General features: G+C 62.5%; 25 protein-coding genes. 18 read left to right on the forward strand and 7 right to left on the reverse strand.

What is annotated here, in order from left to right; translation table 11 throughout:
• The first annotated feature begins 552 nt into the window (after nt 1-552).
• From AB4089_RS17950 to AB4089_RS17970, 5 genes are all read left to right on the forward strand, one after another.
• Nucleotides 553-1,377, forward strand: a complete 825-nt coding sequence (locus tag AB4089_RS17950) for a ParA family protein (RefSeq protein WP_441410633.1) — start codon at nt 553-555, stop codon at nt 1,375-1,377.
• Nucleotides 1,374-1,967, forward strand: coding sequence for a ParB family protein (locus AB4089_RS17955; protein ID WP_441410634.1), 594 nt, complete (start codon nt 1,374-1,376; stop codon nt 1,965-1,967). The genes AB4089_RS17950 and AB4089_RS17955 overlap by 4 nt, the downstream gene beginning before the upstream one ends.
• Before the next feature lie 428 nt (nt 1,968-2,395).
• Nucleotides 2,396-2,992 (forward strand): recombinase family protein, encoded by a 597-nt coding sequence (locus AB4089_RS17960; protein WP_441410635.1) that lies wholly within the window; start codon nt 2,396-2,398, stop codon nt 2,990-2,992.
• A 431-nt stretch (nt 2,993-3,423) separates the two neighbouring features.
• Nucleotides 3,424-3,843 carry a nuclear transport factor 2 family protein gene (locus AB4089_RS17965; RefSeq protein ID WP_441410636.1) on the forward strand — a complete coding sequence of 140 codons (420 nt, stop codon included), beginning with the start codon at nt 3,424-3,426 and terminating at the stop codon, nt 3,841-3,843.
• Between the two features lie 93 nt (nt 3,844-3,936).
• Nucleotides 3,937-4,812, forward strand: a complete 876-nt coding sequence (locus AB4089_RS17970) for a VOC family protein (protein ID WP_441410637.1) — start codon at nt 3,937-3,939, stop codon at nt 4,810-4,812.
• 60 nt (nt 4,813-4,872) lie between these two features.
• Here AB4089_RS17970 and AB4089_RS17975 read toward each other — a convergent pair whose 3' ends face one another.
• From AB4089_RS17975 to AB4089_RS17985, 3 genes are all read right to left on the reverse strand, one after another.
• Nucleotides 4,873-5,847, reverse strand: coding sequence for an NAD(P)H-quinone oxidoreductase (locus tag AB4089_RS17975; protein WP_441410708.1), 975 nt, complete (start codon nt 5,845-5,847; stop codon nt 4,873-4,875).
• A 39-nt stretch (nt 5,848-5,886) separates the two neighbouring features.
• Entirely contained in the window at nt 5,887-6,738 is an 852-nt protein-coding gene (locus AB4089_RS17980; protein ID WP_441410638.1) for a fumarylacetoacetate hydrolase family protein, read from the reverse strand.
• Between the two features lie 363 nt (nt 6,739-7,101).
• The gene (locus AB4089_RS17985; protein ID WP_441410639.1) at nt 7,102-9,513 is read right to left on the reverse strand and encodes a LuxR C-terminal-related transcriptional regulator; all 2,412 of its coding nucleotides are present in this window, start codon (nt 9,511-9,513) and stop codon (nt 7,102-7,104) included.
• 210 nt (nt 9,514-9,723) lie between these two features.
• On the opposite strand from AB4089_RS17985, the gene AB4089_RS17990 reads away from it, so the two are divergent.
• The 11 genes from AB4089_RS17990 (at nt 9,724) to AB4089_RS18040 (ending at nt 20,013) form a co-directional block, all read left to right on the forward strand.
• A complete protein-coding gene (locus tag AB4089_RS17990; protein WP_441410640.1) occupies nt 9,724-10,953 on the forward strand; it encodes an acyl-CoA dehydrogenase family protein in 1,230 nt (409 codons plus the stop codon).
• 41 nt (nt 10,954-10,994) lie between these two features.
• On the forward strand, nt 10,995-12,179 hold the full coding sequence (locus AB4089_RS17995) for a flavin reductase (RefSeq protein ID WP_441410641.1): 1,185 nt from the start codon (nt 10,995-10,997) through the stop codon (nt 12,177-12,179).
• A gap of 154 nt (nt 12,180-12,333) precedes the next feature.
• Nucleotides 12,334-13,311, forward strand: coding sequence for an ABC transporter substrate-binding protein (locus AB4089_RS18000; RefSeq protein ID WP_441410642.1), 978 nt, complete (start codon nt 12,334-12,336; stop codon nt 13,309-13,311).
• 2 nt (nt 13,312-13,313) lie between these two features.
• Nucleotides 13,314-14,099 (forward strand): ABC transporter permease, encoded by a 786-nt coding sequence (locus tag AB4089_RS18005; protein ID WP_441410643.1) that lies wholly within the window; start codon nt 13,314-13,316, stop codon nt 14,097-14,099.
• On the forward strand, nt 14,096-14,878 hold the full coding sequence (locus tag AB4089_RS18010) for an ABC transporter permease (protein ID WP_441410644.1): 783 nt from the start codon (nt 14,096-14,098) through the stop codon (nt 14,876-14,878). Before AB4089_RS18005 ends, AB4089_RS18010 begins: the two co-directional genes overlap by 4 nt.
• 2 nt (nt 14,879-14,880) lie before the next feature.
• Complete coding sequence (locus AB4089_RS18015; protein ID WP_441410645.1) at nt 14,881-15,711, forward strand: ABC transporter ATP-binding protein; 831 nt, start codon at nt 14,881-14,883, stop codon at nt 15,709-15,711.
• Nucleotides 15,704-16,321 (forward strand): malonic semialdehyde reductase, encoded by a 618-nt coding sequence (locus AB4089_RS18020; RefSeq protein WP_441410646.1) that lies wholly within the window; start codon nt 15,704-15,706, stop codon nt 16,319-16,321. The genes AB4089_RS18015 and AB4089_RS18020 overlap by 8 nt, the downstream gene beginning before the upstream one ends.
• A gap of 90 nt (nt 16,322-16,411) precedes the next feature.
• Nucleotides 16,412-16,930: a nucleoside deaminase gene (locus AB4089_RS18025; protein WP_441410647.1), complete on the forward strand. Its 519-nt coding sequence runs from the start codon at nt 16,412-16,414 to the stop codon at nt 16,928-16,930.
• Nucleotides 16,927-17,703 carry a dienelactone hydrolase family protein gene (locus tag AB4089_RS18030; protein ID WP_441410648.1) on the forward strand — a complete coding sequence of 259 codons (777 nt, stop codon included), beginning with the start codon at nt 16,927-16,929 and terminating at the stop codon, nt 17,701-17,703. Before AB4089_RS18025 ends, AB4089_RS18030 begins: the two co-directional genes overlap by 4 nt.
• A gap of 522 nt (nt 17,704-18,225) precedes the next feature.
• The gene (locus AB4089_RS18035) at nt 18,226-19,212 is read left to right on the forward strand and encodes an ornithine cyclodeaminase family protein (protein WP_441410649.1); all 987 of its coding nucleotides are present in this window, start codon (nt 18,226-18,228) and stop codon (nt 19,210-19,212) included.
• A gap of 576 nt (nt 19,213-19,788) precedes the next feature.
• Nucleotides 19,789-20,013 carry a hypothetical protein gene (locus tag AB4089_RS18040; RefSeq protein ID WP_441410650.1) on the forward strand — a complete coding sequence of 75 codons (225 nt, stop codon included), beginning with the start codon at nt 19,789-19,791 and terminating at the stop codon, nt 20,011-20,013.
• Nucleotides 20,014-20,587: 574 nt separating this feature from the next.
• On the opposite strand, the gene AB4089_RS18045 is transcribed toward AB4089_RS18040, so the two are convergent.
• Nucleotides 20,588-20,926, reverse strand: coding sequence for a hypothetical protein (locus AB4089_RS18045; protein ID WP_441410651.1), 339 nt, complete (start codon nt 20,924-20,926; stop codon nt 20,588-20,590).
• A 674-nt stretch (nt 20,927-21,600) separates the two neighbouring features.
• Between AB4089_RS18045 and AB4089_RS18050 the strand changes: the two genes are divergently transcribed.
• Nucleotides 21,601-21,783, forward strand: a complete 183-nt coding sequence (locus AB4089_RS18050; RefSeq protein WP_441410652.1) for a hypothetical protein — start codon at nt 21,601-21,603, stop codon at nt 21,781-21,783.
• A gap of 675 nt (nt 21,784-22,458) precedes the next feature.
• Here the strand turns inward: AB4089_RS18050 and AB4089_RS18055 are convergent.
• From AB4089_RS18055 to AB4089_RS18065, 3 genes are all read right to left on the reverse strand, one after another.
• Nucleotides 22,459-22,605 carry a lmo0937 family membrane protein gene (locus AB4089_RS18055; RefSeq protein WP_441410653.1) on the reverse strand — a complete coding sequence of 49 codons (147 nt, stop codon included), beginning with the start codon at nt 22,603-22,605 and terminating at the stop codon, nt 22,459-22,461.
• Nucleotides 22,606-22,785: 180 nt separating this feature from the next.
• Nucleotides 22,786-22,983 (reverse strand): hypothetical protein, encoded by a 198-nt coding sequence (locus tag AB4089_RS18060; protein WP_441410654.1) that lies wholly within the window; start codon nt 22,981-22,983, stop codon nt 22,786-22,788.
• Between the two features lie 100 nt (nt 22,984-23,083).
• Nucleotides 23,084-23,452, reverse strand: a complete 369-nt coding sequence (locus AB4089_RS18065) for a hypothetical protein (RefSeq protein WP_441410655.1) — start codon at nt 23,450-23,452, stop codon at nt 23,084-23,086.
• A gap of 489 nt (nt 23,453-23,941) precedes the next feature.
• Here AB4089_RS18065 and AB4089_RS18070 point away from each other — a divergent pair, with 489 nt between their 5' ends.
• Nucleotides 23,942-24,370, forward strand: a complete 429-nt coding sequence (locus AB4089_RS18070; protein WP_441410656.1) for a hypothetical protein — start codon at nt 23,942-23,944, stop codon at nt 24,368-24,370.
• The last annotated feature ends 16 nt before the right edge of the window (nt 24,371-24,386 follow it).

The following is a 24,386-nucleotide window of genomic DNA, read 5'->3' on the forward strand; positions in this document are numbered from 1 at the left end:
CCTTGCGGTTTTCCCTTTGAGAAAATGCCACCATATGCGAAACGGTTGACGTGGTTGCCGGCGAGACGCCGCTTGCTCAAATAGAACCATTTGCGAATCGCTGTCAGGCCGGGGTTCTCTACAGTCCTCCTTTTTAACAGCCCCGTGCTACGACACCCGACATTGGCAAAAGGGACCATTATGCGGGAACCCGTCCCTGGGCACACGCTAATCGGGTCTCGTCGATTCTGGCGCAAATGGTTCTTTTTGCGCATAGTTCGTCACGCTTTAGTCCTTTGCGGCATATGCGCAAATGGTGGCATGGGTGCAGTACGCGCAAAGTGAGACATATGCGACGTTTCCGCAAACTCCTCTTATGGTGCCATTTGCTCCAAAGGAGGGATACGCGTGAAAAGAACCATTTGCGCCAACACTCCCGCGTGGCGTCCGGGCAGACCCCAGGAGCACCGCTAGTCTGGTCTCATTGGTTGCCGGCCCGATGAGTTCCCGCCACACGTGGGCCTTCTGCCGCACCGTTTTTCTACCAGCAGTGCAACGGAAGGTACCCCAGACATGTCGGCAAAAATCATCGCGGTTTGCAACCAAAAGGGTGGCGTCGGCAAGACGACCCTCGTGACCGGCCTGGCTGAGGTCTTTTCCAGAACGCTCGGTAAGAAGGTACTAGTCATCGACGCGGACCCGCAGTACAACGTGACGTCCGCCCTGGGCGTGACGGAACCGGAGTTCACCCTCAACGATGTCCTCTACGGCGACGAGTCGAACAACCAGAAGATCATGCCGGGGGTCGCGGGCGACGCCATCATGCCGGCGGGGGAGGCCTGGCAACCAAAGGTCGACAAGAATGAATCTTTCCCGAGACTCGACCTGATCGCGGCCGAACGCAACCTGGCATCCCGCGAACGCGACTCCATGATGGCCCGCGAACACCGGCTGCGGATCGCCCTGAAGGGCGTCGCGGACGAGTACGACATCGTCCTGATCGACTGCGCACCCTCGCTGGGGCTTCTGACCGTCAACGCCCTGACGGCAGCCACGCATGCCCTTCTGATAACCGAGCCCCGGGTCGCCTCAGTGGAGGGACTGTCCGAAATCGTTACGACCATCGGCGAAGTCCAGGAGAACCTGAACGAGAACATCGAGCTTCTGGGTGTCATCGTCAACAAGCAGAAGAAGCGCGCTGACCAGATGCACTGGATTGAGAAGATCAACGCCAACTTCGGTGACCTCGTCTTCGAACCGATGCTTCAGGACCGCGAAGTGTTCGCCAAGGCGCAGGCCGCCTCGCAGCCGCTGCGGGCATGGGGCTCCGAAGCCGCCCCGCATCGGGCCGACCTGGTCCAGCTGGCCACGCAGATCTGGAAAGGTGCAGAGTCATGAACCGCCCAGGACCCGCCCCGGAACGCGGAGGCACCCCCAGCGCCCTGGACGCCGTCCGGAAACGCGGCGGACTGAGCAAGGCACGGAACACCAGCGTCATCGCCGACATGACGCGCATGGCAAATGAGCCGGCTGCGGATCCACAGCCGGCGACACTGCACTCCGTGCCGACCTCCGCGGCAGACCCCGAGCAGGCACCCACCTCCGCCGCAGCTGCACCTGCACCGGCGTCGATGGAGGCAGCGCCGGTTCAGCAGCCACAACCTGTCACTTACATGCCACCGGTCCAGCCGGTGCAGCACGCTCCGCAGCAGGTCCAAGCCCTTCTGCAGCAACCGGCTCCCGAGCCGGCGGAGCCGGAAAAGAAGAAGTACCGGAAGACCAGCTTCTTCCAGTCGAAGGAGTCGGGCGCCCGGATGCGATCTGCGTACATGGCGACCCGTCACTTGACCGGATCCAGAACACTCTCGGACTTCATCCTCGCCGCCGTGGAGCGTGAGGTCGAGGCTTTGGAGCGCCAGTACAACGAAGGGAACTTGTTCACCGCAGACCCAGGCAGTGTTCCCCGCGGCAGGCCCCTGGAGACTTAGGCGCTACCGGTCGTGGCCGGGGAGTGCATCAGCTCGTCATGCCCGTGGGTCATGAAGTCCGTCGGCATCGAGTGGGCCTCCTCGGCCGCCGTGGCAGGCAGCAGAAATTGGGTACTTGGTTGGGGGAGCGGGTGCCAGGTCCGGCGCCTCAGCGGAGTCAATCGGCACTGTGGAAGACGGCCTCGCTTGAGTCCGTCCGGTAAGTCCCCGGAGTGATTTCCCCGCTTCGCGCGCAGAGTGACTGACGATCAATGGCGCTCCTCTAGCAGAAAGGCTGTCCGGTTGGGGTATACCCCAGCCGGACGTCAGGACTTCCGACTGATGCGTGTCAGGTTAGGGCCGCAATCCTATTTATGGACACAGGCGGCGGAAACTCTTAAAATCCAACCTGACAGTTAAGGGTTCGTGGCGAAGGTTGAGTGTTCCCGGTGAAAGGTCGGCGCATCGGCTACGTGCGGGTGAGCACACTGGACCAGAACGAGCAGCGCCAACTCGAGGGCGAGGCCCTGGACAAAGTATTCACGGACAAGGCGTCGGGTAAGGACACCGATCGGCCGAAGCTGGCGGAGATGATCGGGTTCGTGCGGGACGGAGACATCGTCGTCGTGCACAGCATGGACCGGCTGGCCAGAAACCTGGATGACCTGCGCTCGGTGGTGCAGACACTCACCGGCAAGGGAGTGAAGGTCGAGTTCGTGAAGGAGAGCCTGGTGTTCACAGGCGAGGACTCTCCGATGGCGAACCTGATGCTCTCGGTCATGGGCGCATTCGCCGAGTTCGAACGCTCCCTGATCAAGGAGCGCCAGCGCGAAGGCATCGCTCTGGCCAAGCAGCGCGGGGTCTATAAGGGGCGCAAGCGAACGTTGGGCCCGGAGATGGTTGCCGAACTGGCCCAGCGCGCTGCCGCCGGCACCCCTAAATCCCAGCTCGCCCGCGACTACGGCCTAAGCCGGGAAACGGTGTACCAGTACCTGCGGCGGAATCCAGCAGTACCGGCGGAACCACCATTCCCAACTGTGCATTAGCCGCCATTCCCAACGACGGGTCCTTGGCCTGCTCCTGGCGGCTTTTAAGGTTCGGGGCTGCTCATGCAGGTGGAGCTACGGTGCTCCAAGCTTGTGTATCGGGCTTGGTGGAGCCGGGATGTGTTCCTTGATGAGTGCAGCCAACCGTGCCGGTGAGGCCCTGGCTTTGGCCGGAAGGATTCTTCCGCGGGCAGCAGGATCCGCGATGCGGAGCAAGGCAATGGCTGCGTCCTTACGCTGGTCGCGGTGGCGGCCTGCCGGGCGTCGTCATAGCCCCAGCCGGACGGTTCGGTCTTCTGCAGCCGGAGGATTTCCAACGGACCGAAGATCCCGAATTCCTGTGAAGCGGACAGCGTGAGCGTTTTCATAGATTGCTAGTAGGGACGGTTGGGAGATCGTCCGGTCGCATTGGTTTCTATGAATGGAGTGAGATGTCGAGGGAAAAGGAAGTTGATCAGGAGACGCGCGCGCAGCTAACCGCGTTGGTAATTGAGTTCAACTGGAAGCTGGACAGGGGGCTTCCGGCCGGTTTTGGAGACCTCTTCACCGGTGAGGGGGTCTTTATCGCTGCCGGGAACGAACGCCGCGGAAAGACCGAGTTGGATGATTTTGCGCGCGCCAGGACGGCCCAGGACAAGACCTCCCGGACCATTCTCGGGCTGCCCAGACTTCGGTGGAGCGGGCCGGACGAAGTTCGGGGCACCGTTCCTTACACACTTTTCATGCACTCCGGGTCGGGGCAGCCGGTCGCGCAGGTCTTTGCCGTCGGTGAGTACGAGGACGTCTACCGGCACGAAGACGGGCAGTGGCGGATTGCATCGCGCCAATCCACGCAGGTCTTCAAGGGCTGACGTCGTCAGACCCGAAAAACGGGGTTCGGCTTTCCTCGCCCAAATCTCAGCAGCAAAAACTCAGAACAGCCAACCTACGAATAGGAGACGAAGATGTCTTGGGGATTGATTAACGCAATGGGACATGTGGGAATACAGACGACGAAACTTGAGGAGTCTGTTTTCGACGCTACACAGATCCTCGGGTTACGCGAGACGGAACGGACGTCAGATGCCGTCTATCTCGCCGCCGGCAACGTCCATCACGAACTCGTGTACGTCGAGTCTGATGTTGATGGCGTTGACAGTTTTGGCCTCGTTGCAGTCAACGGTGACGCACTGCGGACCATCCGACGCCGCGTGGAAGATGAAGGATTCAAAATAGTCAGCGAGAAACCTCGCGGGGCCGGCATTGAAGACGGCTTCTCGTTCGTCGGCCCCGAAGGTTTTGTGTTCGAAATCTACATCGGCATGCAGGAGGACAAAGCTTCACAGCTGTCCTTCGGACCGGACCGCTACGGCCACTTCAACTTCCATCCCCGCGACGTGGGGGGAATGATGCGATTCCTGCAGCGAGTGCTGGACTTCCGCCTCTCTGACGTCATTGGTGACGACTACGCCTACTTCATGCGCTGCAACCCGGACCACCACGGCATCGCCCTCGTCCGTGGTAAGGGAACCTTGCACCACCACGCCTGGCAGACGCAGAGCATTGCCGATCTAGGAAAACTGGGTGATCGTCTGAATAAACTCGGCCGCGAGCTCATCTGGGGACCGGTACGGCACGGCGCAGGGAACAACATTGCCGCGTATTTCGTGGAACCCTCCGGCAACGTCATCGAGCTCTACACGGACTTGGAACAAATCTATGACCCCAATCGTCCCCCGGTTGTGTGGGGCGAAGACGAGAATTGGTACAACATGTGGAGCAACTACCGCCCGATGGATTTCCGGACCCACGGGCTCGCGCCCGCCAACCCGGCGCCGTAGCCGCCAGGGCGCACGCGGAAGGGGCCCGGAAGCGGAATGCTTCCGGGCCCCTATCCCGTCTCAGAGGCTGCAGTCCAGGATGATCTTGCCGACGTGGTTTCCGGAGTCGAAGTAGGCATGCGCCGATGCCACGTCCGAGAGCGGAAATATGGTGTCCGTGGTGATCCTGATGGCACCGGTTTCGATCAGGGGCCAGACTATTTCCCTCGTACGGGTCATGATCTCGGCCTTCTGCCAGGCTGGTCTGTCACGGAGGAGCGTTCCGTGAATGGAGGCCTTCTTCTTCATCAATTTGGAGAAATCGAGCGGCCCCTCCGCCCCGCCTTGCATCCCGATCGAGACGATCCTTCCGAAGGGAGCCAGTGCCTGCAGGTTCCGGTCCAGATAGGGACCTGCAACAGTGTCCAAAATGATGTCCGCACCGCCGAGACCATCAACGACGTCAGCGAAGTCTTCGGTTGTGTAGTTGATCAGGATGTCGGCGCCGAGTGCCCGGGCGGCCTCCAGCTTTTCCGGGGTGGAGGCAGTGACGGCAACGCGTCCGCCCATGGCCTTGACCAGTTGGATTCCGAACGTGCCGATGCCACCGGTGGCGCCGTGAATCAGGACTGTCGCACCCTCCTGGAACGAACCCGTCATGACGACATTGGAGACGAGGGTAGCCGCGACTTCCGGAATTCCGGCGGCGTCGATGATTCCGACGCCGGATGGAACAGGAAGGAGCTGCCCCGCCGGGACTGCCACGAGGCTGGCGTAGCCGCCGGATGCGAGCAGCGCGACCACGTCATCCCCGGTCCTGAAACCCGTCACCCCTGGACCTAGCCCGGCGATCCGTCCGGAGACTTCCATGCCAAAGATGTCGCCGGCGCCGGGAGGCAGGTTGTAGCGGCCCCGGCGTTGCAGGGCATCCGCCCGGTTCAGGCCGGCGGCGGCGATGTCGATAAGGACTTCGCCGGCTTCCGGAACCGGATCGGCGAGTTCTTCCACGCACAGGGTTTCCGGTCCGCCGGGGACACGGAAACGCACCGCACGCAGGCTAGGCCTCTTCCATCGTGGAACTGCATCGTTTCATGGTCAGGACACCGCCTGGACCGTGTTGCGCAGTGTGCCCAGCCCTGTGATCTCGACCTCGACGACGTCGCCCGGGGACAGGAGACCGGAGGGCTGCATGAACAGTCCCACGCCGCCGGGGGTGCCGGTCACGATCACATCTCCGGGGGAGAGCTTTGTGAAGCCCGTGACGTAGGCGATGAGCTGGGGAATAGTGAAGTAGAGGTCAGCTACTGAGGCTTTCTGCCGGGTGTCGCCGTTGACGCGGGTTTCGAGGGTGAGTTGCGTGACGTCGGCGAGGTCTTTGGCCGGGACCAGGTAGGGGCCGAAGGCGCCTGTCCCGGGAAAGTTCTTTCCCGGGATCCACTGGGAGGTGAGGCGCTGCCAGTCGCGGACACTGAAATCGTTGTAGGCCGCGTAGCCGCACACATGGTCGAAGGCATCTTCCTCGTCAACGTGGAATGCCTCTTTGCCGATCACGAGGGCCATTTCGCCTTCGTAATCGAACTGGGTGGTGGAAGCAGGCATCTCGGCGGCCTGGAGGTGGCCCATCTGCGAATCGGAGAAGCGCGTGAAGACAGTGGGGGCCTTCTGCTCGGTCTTACCGGCCTCCTCCTGGTGGCTTCGGTAATTGACCCCGATACAGATGATCTTGCCCGGATCCGGGATAGCGGGGAGGAATGAAATATCCTCCTCGGGGCGGGACGGTGCCTGGAGATAGGCGTCGCCCACAGCACCGAAAATGCCCTGTTCGATGGCCGCACGCATGGTCGGTGCGAGGTTGAGTCCCGATGGCCCGAGGTCGTAGGCTGTTCCGTCGGAAATGATTCCCCAAGTGGGCGTCCCGTCGGTGGCGGAGTAGCTGGCGTAGTTCACGATTGTGTCCTTTCGAGGGATCAGGAGGCCGCCGAGGAGGTTTCGGGGCGCTAGCTCGCGCGTGATATCGCGGCAGATCGTCCACACCCGACAGGCGGACCGGTAGCCAGCCCTCCCGGCGGTGTACCGGCTCTTCACAGGCTATTCGAGAAGCAGACGGACGGAATCACTGAAAGTAGGGACTTTTGCTGACAGATTGCGGCATATCACTGACGCTCGATGCGTAAACAACCAACGTAGGCGCGCAGGAGGCTTTTCCCGGACCAATGGCACGGAACGTACCAGTGGATGAACTCCTGACAGCGAAAAAGCCGAGGAGCGGAGCCAGCGTGCAACGCCACCTCGCGCCGTGGCCGAGTGCGGCTACGCGACGTCCGGCACGAGGTCCATCCGGAAGGCATACGACGTCGCGTCGGACCGGCCACGGGCGCCTATCTTGCGATAAATATTGGTGATGTGCCGGCCCACTGTGTCGATGCTAATGACCAGCCGTTCAGCGATGTCTCTGCTGGTGAGACCACCGGCCACCAGCCCGAGAATCTCTACTTCCCGCGGTGTGAGCCCGTCGGGCCGTTCGCGTCTGTTGGCTGCGACTGCACGTGCGCCAGTCTCCGCCAAGTCTGCCAAGAGCGCCGTTACGCGGTTCAGCACCCGATCCGGTGGCCATGCTGCGCCGCCGGCCCGAACTAGCTGCGCGGCGCGCGAAACCGATTCTGATGCCGGCCGCGAGGGCCGTCTCGGGCAACAGAACTCCACCCAGTACTCAAGGCCCAGATCGTCGCGGAGGATCCGTGCGGATGCCTCCGCCGTGGCTGCCAGATCGGGGGAACCCAGATTCTCAAGAACCTCAGAGAGCCCCTCAAGGCACCAAACGGCCCGGGCTTTTAGCCCGAGTCGGACGGCGATCTGCAGGCTCTCCAAATAGTGGCCCGCGGCCCGTGCAGGTCTGTCCATCAACGATTCCCCCCAGGCAAGCAAGTTGAGGTAAGCCGATGTGTGGAGCGGATCCCGCAAGCTTCGACTCTCGCTGAGCCCGTACTCAAGCACGGGAAAGGCCTGATCCAGATCTCCGCTCTCGATGAGCATCCGACCGAGATGTTCCATGGGCAAACTCGCCGCCCCTCGATCCCCGAGCGCCAGCAATAATGCAGACGTATCTTCCAGACACTTCCGAGCAAATTCCAACTCACCGGGATCATTGGCCATGACGGCCCCGAGCAACCCCAGMGTGCGGGCGTAAGACCATTTGTCCCCGACGATTTCGAACAGTGACATGGCTTCGGACAGGGCGGAGCGGGCAGCAGCGACCCCATCGACTTCTTGCGCCGCAGCAGAAAACGTGACCAGTGCCCCGGCTAGATTTTTCGGATCGTCGATCTTCCGCCACAGCTCCACGGAACGGGCCAGCTCGGCGTAGGCGCTGGTGTAGGACGACAGATGTGCCCGGAGGCCGCCGACGACGCCAAGGACTCTGGCATCGTCAGAGACACTCGCACCTCCCGCGGCGAGCACCATCTCGGCTATCACCAGGCCTTCCTCGATCATTCCCCGGTGTCGCCAGTATCGAAATAGGCCGTGGACAATCGTTGCCGGGAGTGCGGTGTCATTTCCGGCAATCGACCGGGAGATGACCTGTTTCAGGTTCGAGTACTCGTCATCAACCCAGGCTCCGGCATGGTCCCAGTCCGTTCCTTTCACCCAGGCTAAAGAATCGAAGCGCCGGGTTAGGGCCTCTGAGATCTGCCGCACCATGACGGTCGGGGCTTCCATGTACTGGGACACGAAGGCACGAATTAGGGGTGCCGTGGTGAAGCGGGTTCCCGAAGGCGTAGCAGGGCCCGCCTGCAGTAGCTGCCACTCCGCAAGTGAGGACGCGATCCGCAACGCCGGGTCTGATCCGATGCCCTCAACCTCAGGGGTCTGGAGGCAGCGCAGGGAATCCAAAGTGCACCCATGAGGGAAAGCGGCCACTGACGCCAGGACGGCTTTCTCCGTTGCTGAAAGTGACAACATGCTCGAATCGATGCACGCGTGCATGGAGCGATGGCGGGCCGGGGCGTCTGTCGAATAGTCGTCCGTCAAAAAGCGGAAGGGATCATCCAGTTCATGAAGAATTTCGTCCGGTGTTAGTACACAGCTTCGTAGCGCAGCGAGGTGGACGGCCAGGGGCAGGCCGCCGAGCTTCCTGCACACGGCGAGGATCGAAGCCACAGCTGGGCGATCCAGACTGAGCCTCGGTGCAACGGTCGCGGCACGATCAGCAAAGATTGCCAATACGGCCACATCTTGAACAAACCCAGACACGTCAACGGACTCTGCAGGATCTTCCGGCACAGGAAGAGGGAGAATTTCAACGGTGCGGGCGAACGGAAGCCTGATAAGCCGGCGGCACGTGGTCAGTATCTGGAGTCCCGGATACGAGTCCAAGAGGCCCTCGGCCAGCGCGCCCAGATCAGGGGCGCCAGGAGCTCCGTCCAAAACCAGCAGCTGCGGTCCGTCGATTGACGCCTCCGGTCTGTTCCTCAGCATTTCCCGGATCCCATCGCTTATGGCGGCGAGACCCTCTTGCTCGTCGGCCTGGGCCTCCATGTCGAACCAAAATGTGTTCGTCTTGTCGCGTTGGGCGACGGATTGCAGGACTTTCCGGGCAACTGCCGTCTTACCCACGCCGCCCGACCCCACCAAGGCCACCAACCGGGTCCCGTCGGCCAACATGTCGAGAACTGCACTAACTTCTGCTTCCCTGCCATGTACGGTCCAGTCTTTGAAACCCATATCACCTCTTCTATGGCATGCCGCCGGCCGGAAATTGGCCGCTGGGAAACATCTCACTTCTTCTAAGTCCTAACCCACTGTGACACGGACCACCCCCATGACCGAGCCGGTAAGGCAAAGATACGGACTTCCAGTGATGCGATGCACATCACAAACAGCGGAGCATTTGGAGTAGTCCAGACAGGGCAAGAAAGACGAAAGTGGGACAGCATGACTGTGACAACAGCGATCAGCCGGACGAGCTGGCCGACCGGGCTGGCCGAGCGCCGGGAGCATGCGCTCGGCCAAGTGACGGGTATCCGCCAGAGACTCGAAGACGGGGTTGCCGAATCACAGCGCCTTGGTTACCTGGCCCCGGACACCGTTCAGGCTCTTCGGGACGCCGGCGTCCTGGGGATCATGACCCCCGACGATCTTGGTGGCAACGAAGTTGATCCCGTGACGGCCTTCGAGATCATCGAACAGGTCGGCATGGTCGATCCCAGCACGGCGTGGACCGCCGCCATCCTCCTCGAAGGGGCCGGGCAGCTTGCCACCCAGTTGGACGCAGGACAGGCGGCGGAGCTTTTCAAGGACTCACTTCCTTTGAAGGCAGGCTCGCTGCGCCCAGGTTCCGCCGAAAAGACCGACGGCGGATACCTGATTACCGGGCAATGGGACTTCGTCAGCGGCATCCACCACGCGGATTTCGTCTCTGCCGCCTTTCTGGTCGACGGCCCGGGCGGCACCACGGAACGCCGGACGGCGCTGATCCCCGTAGGCGACATCGAGATCCTGGATGAGTGGAAGGTTCTCGGGATGAAAGCGACGGGCTCCACCGCCTTCAAGGTTAACGGCGTGTTCGTTCCCGAGGCTATGATTTTCAACCCGATGGCCACGGCCCGCCGTACTGATACGCCCCTGGCCCGGCTGGGGATGGTGCCATATGTCCTGCAAATGCACCCCGGCATGGTCCTCGGAGCAGCCCGCCGGGCACTCGAGGAAATCATCGCAATGGCTCCCACCAAGCGGCGGGGGAGCCGCATCAACATTGGTACACCCAAGAGCCTCGCTGAGTCGTCCTGGTTCCAACGGGAAATCGGGGAGCTGGACGCTCAGCTCAGTGCGGCCCGCGCCCTTGCCCTCGACGTCAACCGGCGGGTCCACGAGGCCCTCAAGGAAGGACGCGACGCTGTTTCACAGGGGGGCCAGTTGGATTTGGAGCTGCTGGACCTCATGCAGACGTCAGCCTCGTTTGCCGGAAAAACTGCCAACCATGTCATCACAAGGGCCTTCCGGCACGCCGGCGCACAGGCCATTGCGGATGACACCGTGCTCTCGCGACTGTTGCGCGACATCAACACGATCCTCGCCCACGGGGTGCTCGGAGAAGCAGGCTTTGAAATGCATGGTGAGTACATTCTGGGACTGCAAACCCTGGACAACCGGCGGATGGTCTGAGCTCCGGGCAACTGGATCAGCTCGAGCTTAGGAGAACCCTCATGACAGTTACGGCAGCCCGGATAGATCCGCAGCACTTCCGCGGTGTCCTCGGGAACTACCCCACTGGAGTCTGTGTCATTACGGCATTCGACCCGGACAATGGCCCGATCGGAATGACCGTGGGATCGTTCACGTCGGTATCCCTTGACCCCGCGCTGGTGGCATTTCTGCCGACACGGGATTCGGGGACCTACCAGCGGATCCGCAGCATCGGCAAGTTCTGCGTCAATGTACTGGGCTCGGACCAGGATGACCTGTGCAGGCTTTTCGCCCGGCGCGGTGCCGACAAGTTCGCCGACGTCGGGTGGAGCCCTGCCGGATCCGGTGCTCCCGTCCTGGATGGCGCAATCGCCTGGATTGACTGTGAGCTGTCGGCGACCTACGAAGCGGGAGACCACGATATCGTCATCGGTGCCGTCCAGAACCTCAGTTCCGCCGAGCAGCCCAGCCCTCCGCTGCTCTTCTTCCAAGGAGGCTACGGGCGGTTCTCCACGCTCTCGTTGCTGGCCGGTTCCGAGGACGGCATCTCGGCTCAGTTGAGTCTCGCCGACCGTGCCAGGCCGCACCTCGAAAGGCTGTCCCAGCGTTTCGCGGCTGAGTGCGTGGCCACGACCGTGGTGGGGGACAGCATCATCCAGCTTGTCTACGCCAGTGCAGAGGGGTCCGGAGCCGGGCATAACAAGGTGGGTCTGCGCCTGCCGTTCCTGCCGCCCATGGGAGCGCTATTTGTCGCCTGGGCCGGCCCCGAAGCGGTCCAGGCGTGGCTGTCCCGATCAACCACCACGGTGGATCCGGGAGTACGGCACGGGCTCATCGGGGAGCTTAGGCAGATCCGCGAACGCGGTTGGGCAGCCACGGCGGCCCACGAAAAGTTCGGCGACGTCGAATCCCTCATCGGTCATATCGCAGCGAAGGGACAGCTCCCGTCAAGCCAGCGGCAATTGCAGTCCATTCTCACCGAAGTGGCGGCAGGTACGGATGTGCTGACCGATCCCCTTGAATCAGCCAAGTCAGTGCACAGCATTTCCGCTCCGGTGTTCGACCGGGCCGGAAACGTCGCTCTCGCCTTGGCGATGACCGGGCTGGCAGACCAACCCATGGCTTCTGTCCGCGATCACCTCGAAGCCCTGTGCCACGCGGCACAGCTAGTAACGAGGGAAATCGGGGGATACCAGCCGGCGTAAGCCAAATTCGCCATCTGCCTCGAGCCGTCAGTCCCAGAAAGCAAAAAGTCAGAACGTTACATCCATCAGCCGTGTCCGGAAGAACTTCAGCGCAAACTGCTGGAAGCGACTACTCCTACCCGGTCCGATTCGCGTATCAGAACAGGAACTTATTATGAAGACATCCAAAATCAGTATGGCGGCCGGAATAGCGGCACTGGCCCTGGCCACGTCGGCCTGTTCCGTGGGCGGAAGCCCGTCGGCGGCCAGCACTGCGGGTGGGACCACCAAGATCACCGTGGTCGTATCGCCGATCGTTGATGCCGCACCCCTCTACCTCGGCATCGAGAAAGGGTTCTTTTCCAAGCGGGGTCTGGACGTGAAGGTCGCGCTGGCGCCCACCCCCGGGGCGCGTCTTCCCTCCCTGATCTCCGGCGCCTCCCAGTTCGGACTGATCGGAACAGCCGACATCCTGCAGGGTGCCGCCGCGGGTGTGCCCGTCCGTGCCGTAACCACGACGACCGTGACGACGTCTAACCCCGCCGAGGACACCGGCAAGGTCTACGTCGCTCCCGGCAGCAGCATCGCCAAGCCCGCGGACTTGAACGGGAAGACCATCGGCGTTGGCTCCCTGGGTGGCGGCGGTGAGCTGTCCCTGCGGGCCGCACTGGAGAAGAGCGGTGCGGACACCAAGCAGATCAAGTTCCTCGAAGTTCCGCTGGACAGCATGCTCAACGCGGTCAAGTCAGGTCAGGTTGACGCGATCAGCTCCATCTCGCCGTTCACCAACGCCGCCGAGTCCGGTGGCGCGCAGTACCTGATGTCTCCCGGCGCGATCGCCACGTCCGAGGCGGCCCAGTCCACCGTTGTCACTACGGAAACATTCCTGAAGGACAACAATGCGGCTGCGAAGTCCTTCATCGAAGGCCTCAACGAAGGAACCGCTTTCGCCGCGGCAAACCCCCAGGCTGTCCGGGATGCGCTGCCGACTTTCAGCAAGACGCCCAAGGAAGTGGCAGCCGTCATGCAGCTTCCGGTGTTCAAAGCTGATCTCAACAAAGACCGGATCCGCATCTGGTCTGACCTGATGATCAAGTACGGGTTCGTCAAGGGCGAGATCAATCTCGATACCCTTGTCGTGCCGGGAGGCTAATAATGGCGGCTCTTCGTTTGCGTGGATTCCGCGCGGCCCCGGGATTTTTGGTGGTCGCCGGGGTGCTCGTGGCGTGGGAGCTGGGGAGCCGGACCGGGCTGCTGCCTGGTTCGGTGTTCCCCAGCATGGTGACCACGCTGGGCGCCCTGGCGGGACTGTTCCAAGATCCTGCGTTTTGGACATCTTTCCTGCAGACCATCGCCAGCTGGGCCATCGGGGTGCTGATCGCCGCGGTCGCGGGCGTCCCCATCGGGATGCTCCTGGGACGGGTGACATTCCTGTATAACTCCTCTCGTTTGCTGATCGACTTCATGCGGACCATTCCCTCGGTGGCGGTGATTCCGCTGATCACGTTGATGTTCGGCGCGACGATGGAAATGAAGATCATTCTGGTGGTCTACGGGGCGTTCTGGCCGATCATGATCCAAACCGCCTACGGGGTCAGGGACACGGACCGGGTCCTGGTCGACACGGCCCGCTCCTATGGCCTGACGGGACTGCGGACGGCCCGGTTCGTCCTGGCACCCTCTGCGCTGCCGTATCTGGTGACCGGCATGCGGATCTCTGCCGTGGTAGGCCTGCTGCTGGCGATTTCCAGTGAGATCCTCGGCTCGGCTCCGGGCATCGGGCTGGACATGGCCCTGGCGCAGACCGGCGGCGCCCTGACCCTGACCTACGCCTACGTGGTCTTCATCGGGCTGCTGGGTGTCTGCGTGGATTTCGGTCTCAACAAAGTCTCCAGGGCTGTGCTGTACTGGCACCCCTCGGTGCGGGAGGAAACGGCATGAACAAGGTCCTTGTTAAATCCGGAACCGTCCTCACCGAGATCTGGCTTCCCATCGCCGTGTTTGCCGCCTGGTGGATCGGCAGCGCCGGGAGCACCTCACTGTATTTCCCCCCGCTTCCCCGGATCGTGGCGAAGCTCGGCGAAGTCCTGTCGACGCGCTTTGCCTCCGACATTCTGCCCAGCCTCCAGAACTTCGGGCTGGGCCTGGGGATCGCGGTGCTCGCCGGCGTGGCGGTCGGCTTGGCTCTGGGCACCCTTCCGCGCGTTTACAACGCCGTGAAGCCGGTGCTCGAATTCATGCGGGCCATCCCTGGCGTCGCCATCCTGCCGGTCGCGCTGTTCATCTTCGGCATCGGATCTGACATGAAAGTCGCCATTATCGTGTTCGGCGCCTTCTGGCCGGTCTTGCTCAATACCATCGACGGTATCCTCGGTGTCGACGGGCTGGTCAAGGAAGTGGCGCGCAGCTACACGATCCGTCCGGCCGATTACATCTTCAGAATCCTGCTCCCGGCGGCGTCCCCGCAGATCATTGCCGGCGTGCGGATCAGCGTTTCCCTGGGCATCATCCTGATCGTGGCCAGCGAGTACATCGCCTCCACCGAGGGCATCGGCTACCTCCAGCTCCAGTCCGCCCGACTGTTCCAGATGGACGTCATGTGGGCCGCGCTCCTGCTGCTGGGCGTGCTGGGCTACGTCGCCAACATCCTCTTCCGATTCGTAGAACACAGCCTGTTGCGCTGGCATCGCGGCGTACGCGGCACCGCCCAAGGAGCATAACCATGACCACAGTCAAAACCACCCCCGTCCACGCCGCATCCCTCTCGGCCGTGGCGATCTCGAAAACCTACGGCACAGGCACCGCGGCCCGGCAGATCCTCGGGGACGTCACCTTCGAGGTCCGCAGCCAGGAGACTGTCTGCATTGTCGGACCCTCCGGCGCCGGCAAGACAACCCTGCTGCGCTGCCTCGCCGGTCTCATGCCCCCGACCTCCGGGGCCGTCTACCTGGGCGAAGAGAAAGTCGTCGCGCCACCGCAACGCCTTGCCGTCGTGTTTCAGGACTACAGCCGCTCGCTCATGCCCTGGCTCACCGTGGCGGACAACGTCGGACTGCCGCTGCGCGGCCGCCCCGGCCTGTCCAAGACCGAGAGGGCACTGCGGGTCCAGGCCGCGCTGGAAAGCGTCGGCCTGCCGGACGCCGGAGCCCAGCACCCCTGGCAGCTCTCCGGCGGAATGCAGCAGCGCGTCGCCATCGCACGGGCCCTCGCCTACGAACCCGACGTCCTGCTCATGGACGAGCCCTTCGCCTCCGTGGACGCCCAAACCCGCTCGGATCTGGAAGACCTCACCCACACCATCAAGGCGAAATACGGCATGACCATCCTCCTGGTCACCCACGACATCGAGGAATCCGTCTACCTCGCCGATCGGGTGATCGTCCTCTCCGGCACCCCGACCAGCGTCACCGAAATCGTCCCCGTCAACCTGCCGTACCCGCGGGACCAGGTCAGCACCAAATCCACCCGTGAATTCGCCGAACTCCGCGCCCACATCCTCAAACTCGTCCGCAGACCTGCAACCGCCGGGGCAACGGATGCAGACCATGACTGAAACCGTGGACGCGGCAGGGATCCGGCAACGCCAGGCAGCCGTCGCCGGACTGTTCCAGGACGCCAGGACACCCAACGCTTTTTCAGACCAAACCGTCAGCGACGGCGAAGCCCGCGCGATTTACGAGCTGACCAGGCTGGGGCCGACGGCGTTCAACAACCAGCCCCTGCGGATCACCTACCTCCGCTCCGCACAAGCCCGGAACAGGCTGGCACGGTTCCTGACGGAACCCAACCGACGCAAAACGCTGGAGGCGCCGTTGACGGCCGTCCTCGCCTTCGATGCAAACTGGCACGAAAAAATACCCGAAGTATTCCCGCACGCTCCGCATCTGAGGGACCGGTTCGTCGCCAATAAGCAGGCCCGGGCAGCCTCAGGGAACAACAACGCGTTCCTGCAGGCCGGGTACTTCATCATGGCCGTACGTTCCATGGGGCTGGCCGCCGGCCCGATGGGCGGATTCGACGCCGCCGGAGTCGACGGCGAGTTCTTCCCGGACGGAAACCAGCGCAGCATCCTCGTTGTGAACATCGGCCACCCAGCCGCGAATGCCTGGCGCGAGGAGCGCCTTCCCAGGCTCAGCTACGCAACGGCCGTCGCCACCCTATAGCTTCGCCTCCGCGGAGCGGCACCTGCCGCCACCGGAAGAGCCGCCAAAGCAGCAACAGAAATTTCAACCACAACAGACTGGCTGAGAACCATGAACAATCCATCCGCCTGGATTTCCGAGAAATCCAGATTGCAGGACGAAACGTATCTGCACGAGGCAGTCCAGCTCGCCTGGAGTGCCAGAGACTCCGGCAACCGGCCCTTCGGCACACTGCTGGTGGGCCCATCCGGTGAAGTCATCGTCGGTGCCAAGAACAACGCCGTGACCAGCGGTGACGTGACCGGGCATTCCGAAACAAACGCACTGCGTGCCGTGACCGTGAACCACGATCCCGCTTTCCTTCGGGACTGCATCATGTACTCGAGTGCTGAACCGTGCCTCATGTGCGCAGGCGCGATCTACTTGTCAGGCATCGGAACAGTGGTCTACGCCCTGGCTGCTGACGAACTGGCAGCCCTGTGCGGCCCTGCCTCCCCGGTCCGCATGGTGCCCATAGGCCTCGCCGATGCGCTGGCAGCCGGAGACGATCCACCCACCATCCGCCACGTTGACATCGGCTCTGCCTCCCGTGACGTGCACCAAAACTACTGGGAAAGCGAGGCACTGTGAACGCGACCGAATACATCAAGCTGACCGCTGCGGACGGCCATGAGTTCCGGGCTTTCACCGCGACTCCCGATTCGGCGGAGCGTGCCCCGGTTCTTGTCCTTCTCCACGAAATCTTCGGCATCAACAAATACATGCGCACCATGGCCCAGGAGTTCGCCGATGCCGGCTACCTTGCCGTAGTCCCCGATCTCTTTGCACGACAAGAGAAGGACGTAGAGTTGGCCTACGCCGGTTCGGACTTTGACCACGCCATCAAATTGCGTGACGGGCTGGACTTCGCCGCAGTGCTGGACGACATCGCCGCGACGGTCAGTTGGGGACGTCGTACCCGCCGCGGGACAGCGGCCGTCGGCTCCTTGGGCTACTGCCTTGGCGGCGGCCTGGCATTCCTCAGCGCTGCAGAGCTGAAGCTGGACTGCGCCGTCAGCTACTACGGCGTAGGTGTCCAGGACCGGAGCGCTCTGGCACCCCAGATCGATTGCCCGGTCTTGTTCCACTTCGCGGAGAATGACCACTATTGTCCACCCGCCGCCCGCCACAACATCGAGGAATCGTTCTCCGCTGAACAGACAGCGGCCTTCCACCTATACCCCGGTACCGGCCACGCCTTCGCGACGTACGAGCGAAACTCATTTGATTCCGGGGCCAAGGAATTGGCATGGCAGCGGACTCTTCGATTCCTGCAAACCTGGATGCCCACGAGCGCATCACCCGAGATTGCGGAAGCCGGCGGACCGGACTTTCTGAACGAACTAGCCGATGCCCCTGACTAGCCACCCACACGAGTGCGAACAAGGGGTGGCCGGCTTCGGGTGCTTGCCGCAACTGCGTCGTTTAACGCATTGCCGAGCCGTCGGCGCGCCTGACATCCGTGTCCGCCCGCAAACCGTCGCCAAAGCTGCCAACCGTCCTGCCGCGTGCAGCACGCTCCCCGCCCGCGGGTGAGCGTGCTGCAGCTTCGGCCGGTCCCTGCGGCACCGGTCTGCTGGTCAAGGAGATGGGAGACTGGTCCGCCGCTCTCCCGGGGTGTTGTGGCATCTCGCAGGTGCTGGCATGTGCCGGCACCCGGCGATCAGAGGATTCCGCGCCGTCGCTTTCGCAGCGGTTGGGCCCACCTCGGCGCCCGAGCTGGCCAGCTACGCCTCCAGGGCGGAAGGCCGGAAGCCCTTTCGGCGACGCACCGGCGCCGGCTGAAGGTGTGACGGCTTCACACCGCCAACGCGGAGATTTGCCGCGAGCCAATTGAAATCCACGGTCCATTAAGAACTTCCCCTAGCCTGAAACGAGCTATTCCCATGACTCTTGTGCTGACAGCTTCGAATTTGGAACAGTTGGTGGACATGCATGCCACCATTGACGCCGTCGAGCAGGCATTCCGGGACATTTCCCTTGGAACTGCGAACCAGCCCAGTCCGGTCTCCATGCACGTACCGTCGTCGGATTCCCGCTTCGTGCTCATGGGTGGCCTGGCAGATTTCCAGAAGCTGGCCGCCGTCAAGCTTCTGGCGGATATCCCGTCAAACGATAAGGTCGGACTCCCGACTCAACGGTCGACAATCCTGCTCACCGACCAGGAAACCGGGGAACCGCTGGCCGTACTCGACGGACGGGTACCCACCCGCATCAGGACGGCGGCGGCCAGCGCCGTCGCATCAAAGCACCTGGCCCGTCCGGAGAGTTCAACGCTGGGAATGGTCGGCGCAGGCGCCTTGGCAGTCACCCACGTTGAGGCGATGCTTGCCGTGCTCCCCATTGACACCGTTGTTGTCTGGTCCCGCCGCCCGGCAACAGTGGATGCGTTTCGCACCGCCGTCGCCCACCTCGACGTCGAAGTCGTAACCGCGGGAACTGTTAGGGACGCGGTCGAGGCTGCCGACGTGCTTTGTACCGTCACACCGTCAATAGAGCCGCTCGTGTCCGGCGAATGGTTCATGCCAGGTCTGCACATCAATGCCATCGGGGCGCGTCCTCGCCCGAATCACCGCGAGATTGATTCAGCAGGAATGTCCAGAGCCGGTGTCTTTGTCGACTCCATGGACACTGCCGTTCAAAAGTCGGGCGACCTGCTGATGGCCGTGATCGAGGGCGCCATGGCACTGGGCGATGTCCGTGCCGAGCTCGGCGATGTTGTTGCCGGCGTCCGCCCCGGCCGCCGGGACGGTGCGGACATCACGCTGTTTAATTCAGTAGGCATTGGGATGCAGGATCTGGCCATCGGCCGTCTCCTATATGACGCCGCCGTGCGCCAGGGGATGGGGCTACCCATCGACTTGGCAAGTTGAAACTCGAGTCGCCCGGTTCATTCCCGACCCGGGCACAGGGCCGACTGACCAATGGTGTGGTGCTGACCAACCGGCAAGAACGGAAGGCTGGCTGCACGACGACAGCGCCAGCGAGGTGACCACGTCCACGGCCGCGACCGGGCAGGAACTGACGGCTAAACCCAGAAAAGAAGCACTAGCGCACCGCACCTACCGCACGAGGAGTCTAGGCTCTGATCCAGCCGTTTGATCCTCGAACATTCCGTCAAGACCGGCCGCAGGGTTGAGATCGTAAAGGCGTCGTCCGGATCCGGCTCAAGGCTCCGACAACATAGCCGGCCAGACGTGGTTCAGCGATCCCTGGAAGACGTTGAAGCCACCATGCCTGGACTGTCTGAGTAAATGGCCGCCGAAACCTGGCAATCGACAGTCCGGCTCCTTCTGCTGGAAACCCAGTTCCCTGAGCTCCGCAGGGGCCAACCGGCCGCCTCGATGAAGATTCCTGTTGACCACGCAGGCAGGCTACCGCTCCTCCCTCGACGGCAAGGGGATCTGCCCCGTCCAAAGTACGTTTCACCGCCATGAGAGTAAGGATTCATGACCATGCAACTAGCGCCCGGCAGTCTCGTCATAGCCGTTCAAATTCGAATGGAACTAGACGCCGCCCTAAATGAAGCGGTGGATCTTCTGAAGCCTGCGGCGATGGCTCAACAGGTCGGCATCTCGGTAACGCGGTTGGATCCGGATCGCTATGAAGCGCGTCTGAACAGCGACGTTCCCCCGGGCGTGACAATCGAAAGATGGGGGAGTGAGCTGCGATGAGCGAAGGCCACAGCAATGTGTCCGCCTCGCCGACCGGCAGCATACTTAGGATGACATGCCCGGCTGCCCGCCGTTCTGCCTGCTCGCTGCATACGGCCGCTCTCGACGTAGGGTCGGGGAATGGTCTAAAGATTCGCTAACACGATGCGAAATCGAAATCTTCCTGTCCCTTGCCCCCCGGCCACCGCATGGCCGTGAGAGATCACGAAACCTGGGAACTTTGGTGCGGGTGGGTCGACATGACCTTCCCCGAACAAGGACTTGTATGGATTATCAGGGACTTCGGCGAGCGGAAGCTGCTCGACATTAGCAAGCACACCGTCTGGCGAGCAGACGAGTCAAGAACCTGTGGCAGCGTTCGCTAAGAAGCCGACTGTGGCACAGGCCAGCTATGAATAGTCGCTTGTCGAGCGCATCTGCCTTCTCGCAACTCCACGGATTTATTCCGGGAAGGTGTGGACGAATCGACGTGGGAATCRAGTGCGGCCCGCCGCCCGAGCAGCTCGTCATGGAGCCCCCTTCAGCCTGGTGCAGTCACACGGGCAGGCGTGGTCCACGAATTAGCACCCTAAATTCAAAAGATGTTGCGGCCGGCGGCCAACGGATTCTCGGGTGCAAACACATTCAGGGATAGTGCAAGCATGGAGTAGTAGCCGCAGAGCCAGACCAGTTCGGCCAGCGTCTGTTCCCCAAGGGACTGCAGTGCGGCGTTGTATTCGGCATCGGTGAGGGTGTGCTGCGCCAGCATGGACTCGATGAGGCTAGCGGCCAGTGCCTCCTCCGAGGAGAGGTCCTCAGGGATGGAGCCGGCTTTCAGCTGGTCCAGTTGGTGTTCTGCGATCCCTGACGCGCTGGCGGCAGGTTCGTGGGCAAACCACTCGAACTCGCTCCGAAAACGGGCAGCGATCACCAAGATAGCAATTTCCCGTATCCGCGGACTCAAGCCGCTACCGAACCGCAGTGCCGAACCGACCGATTGCACGGCTTCACCCACCACCGGAGCGATCGTCATCAGCCCGAAAGGACCCAGCAGGCATCCGCGGTCATCGGCGATGGGAACCTGCCCCCTTTGCGCTTTCCGGGGTCCGTTGATGATCTTGTCATACAACACCCTCTGGTCCTGGGACAGGGAATCTGGTTCACGTAGCTCATAGCGTCCTTGACGAGCGGCTGGCGGACCATCTGAGAAGCGGCTGATTGTAGTCACCGACCTTCAAGTTTGAGTGGGACCTCCACATAATCTATGTGCAAATCCATGTGTAAAAAATTTACCGTACGTGGACTTGGTCCACGCAGATGGAAGGTCTGAAAACTCAACATGACACGCGACAGATGCGTTGTTATCGGCGGTTGGGCAGCGAATTCCCGGTGACAGTTGATGTCTCTGCCATTGCCCAAACCTTCGGAACAGAGGGTTGCCGGCCGGGGCCTGGCTCCTACGGGGGCATTGTGCATCCTGCTACGAGCGCGCCCTGTTCACGATGGCCGGACAGTTCGGCCGGTGCCAGGGCGTCCCGGCCGTGCCGGTACAGCTGATGGGCGGGTTCCCGTGAGTTGCCGACGGGAGCCCGCCAGAGTGCAGGCGGGGTGAAAATCGGCAGTCGAGCCGGGGCCCAGAACATCGCGGAGCGACGTGAGGGCGGCCTCGGCGTTGCGCAGGTGTATGGCGTCCGCGGTCCCGAGCGGGGCCAGACGGCGGGTCAGGAGACCCAAGGCGGCCAGGACATTGTCCAGGCCGGAAAGGGCGCGTACGATCCCGGCCAGGTCTGAGGGCGGGGGAGCCGCTGCGAAGAGAAGGATTCTGCGGCAAAGCCGCGTGCAGGCTTTCGCGTCGTCGATGCGGAATGCCCAGATCATCGACGAACCGACGGCTGCGGCGCTGGTAAAGGCCAGCGCCAAGTCTGGATCAATCGGGTCCATAACCACATTGTGGTCACCTCGCTGTCTGGAATACCAGTCACTCCCGTAACACAAGCGTCCGGTTGTGCGGAACCTGCGCGTGTCGCCGTTTCTGACGCATCCGGCATGGAGGGTGCGCCGCTCGGCGTAGAGCGGTTTGCCTTGCGGTCGCGGTGCCCGCTGGTGGCCTGTTGGATGCGGCATCGAGCACTCATCTGGCATCTCAAATACGATCGATTGATGAGACACGCGGCGGCTCGCACGGGGCCTCAGGAGTTCCCGGCACCACAAGGGCCGCCGCTGCCTCGAAATGCCGTCCAACAAAAGGCGGTCTCACAACAGCGAATTGTTCGGGATTGAGAGAATACGGGAGAGTTGCCGGCTGTGATCGGATACCCGAGTTCTCATGCTTACTCCCTCGGCGGTCAGAGGCCCATGGAAGCCACTTCAAGGCGACTAGTCAAACGACCGTTGTTGACGCTGGACGCTCTTCCGGCACCTGTGGTCTGTCCGGCAAGTCGGCGGCGGCGGGAGCATCGTTCGTATTTACACGCGGGACCTGCCGCGGAGGAAGTGGAAGATCAGGACGACCACGGCAATTACCAGAAGCAGGTGAATGAGCCCACCGCCGATGCCTCCGAGCAGGCCGAGAAGCCAGAGAACAGCGATAATGATGGCTATCCAAAGCAACATGAGAGTCTCCCTTGTTTGTCTGCGGATGGAAATGCTGGTTCTGCGCCCTGGCTGGTCTGCGTATTTTGGCACGAGGCGTTCCCTTAAAGGGATCGGGCAGGTTCGGTTCGGGTCCCCGTGCCGCCCGCACCCGGCGCCTGACCGGTCCAGTGCGGCGTACGGCGGAGCTGATGTGGCCGGTTATACGTCAGGAGATATTTCCGTGGCCGGAGGGTGTTCCCCGGCCAGGTGGTGTGCTTCCTTGAGATGGCGTGCGAGCTTTTCCTCAGCGGCAGCGCGCCGTTGCCCGATGGTGAGCATCTGGTGTGTGGTCAGGTCCTCGCGGCGCATCCACGGGGCGGCACGTTGTGCCGGCCCGGGTTCGGTGTGTTCGCTCATGACCGCATCGTCGCACACGATCTTTCTGGGCAAAAGGCACAATATTGCAACGCCTGGGAGCGCCAGCGTTCCCCGACGGATCGAGGAAACGGACCGGGCTCTAGGCGGCCGGAGCCGCTGCCGGGCCGTTTCCTTCCGCCGGTTTCCGGCCGATCGGGGTGATACCGTCGTCGACGCTGCTTTGGCTCTCCTGGGGGAGCGTTGCGAGGGGGAGTTCCCGGTGGAGGATGTAGTTGCAGGCAGCGGGGCCGGTCATCGCCAGCCCGGTGCACAGGCCGCGGTGGCGGTCGGGCTGGATGTTCGCTGCGCGCAGCCCGGCTCTGAAAGTTCTGGCTGGAGCGGCCGGGGTTCTCCGGAGGGAGCACCAGCTGAGGTAGAGCCCGTACAGCTCTTCAAGGGTGAGCCCGTCAGCGTCCTGATTCCGGGCAATGCAGTCGTTGACGAACTCGTGCAGCGGTGACTTCAACATCTTGGCCTCCTGCGTCCGGCGGCGTAGCCGCTCAGCTGGCACAGCTATCAAGGGGTGAAGCAAAACCGTCCCGGCGTGGCCGGGCACATAGAAAATTTAGGATGCCGGGCTGCGACTGTCAACCGGAGCATACGCCTTGACTTCGAGGCGCATCATGGAGCGGACGTGAGTGTCCGCAGGGGCCTTGAGGGCGTCCCTTGTCCCTGGAACCTGGCAGCAAGCAATGACGAAGGCCTGGTCCGGTGGGTGAATTTACAGGGGGCAATGGTTTGTATCGGTCAACGGTTCCAAGTGGGCCCCGGAGCCTGGCTCGTCCCGCGGCTCCGGACGGGTGGGCTGACCCAGCGGGCGGCGGTGCAGGGATGGCCCCCTCGGCTGGCCGGTTCCTTGTCAGTGTCAGGACCGGGAGTTAGCCTGATTCACGGGGGCACGACGAGTGAAGCGGGGCCGCTGGATGTGGGCCAGCTTTCCCGGACAAAGGAGTCTGTCATGTCTACCGTTTCCCATCCGCGCAAACCGGGGCCGTCCAGCGGGTCCCAGGGGCAGCGGCTCTGGTGCGCTCAATGCCAGACGGATGAGTACCTGATCATCGAATCCATCGACACCCTCCGGCCACCGCGCATGGGGCTGGTCGACGTCGCGTACACCTGCGTTGAATGTGACTTCTTTTACGCCCACACCGCCTCGGTGGGGGATGTTGCTGTGGTCCTGAACCGGCCGGGCCAACGATCTGGGGTGCTTCAGTTCGGCGGCAACTACCTCCATTGCGGGGAACCGATGACAATGGCCGGATCCCAGCAGCGCAGCATCCATGCCACGCTCTCAACGGAACTGACCGGTGAAGGCCCCCTGGAGGTGTACCTGCGCACCAGGGTCCTGCACTGCAGCTGCGGGTTCCAAATGGAGATACCCGACTGACACCCTGGGGCTAGGG

Origin of the sequence: Arthrobacter sp. 2MCAF15 (assembly GCF_052115605.1) — a bacterium.
Lineage (GTDB): Bacteria > Actinomycetota > Actinomycetes > Actinomycetales > Micrococcaceae > Arthrobacter.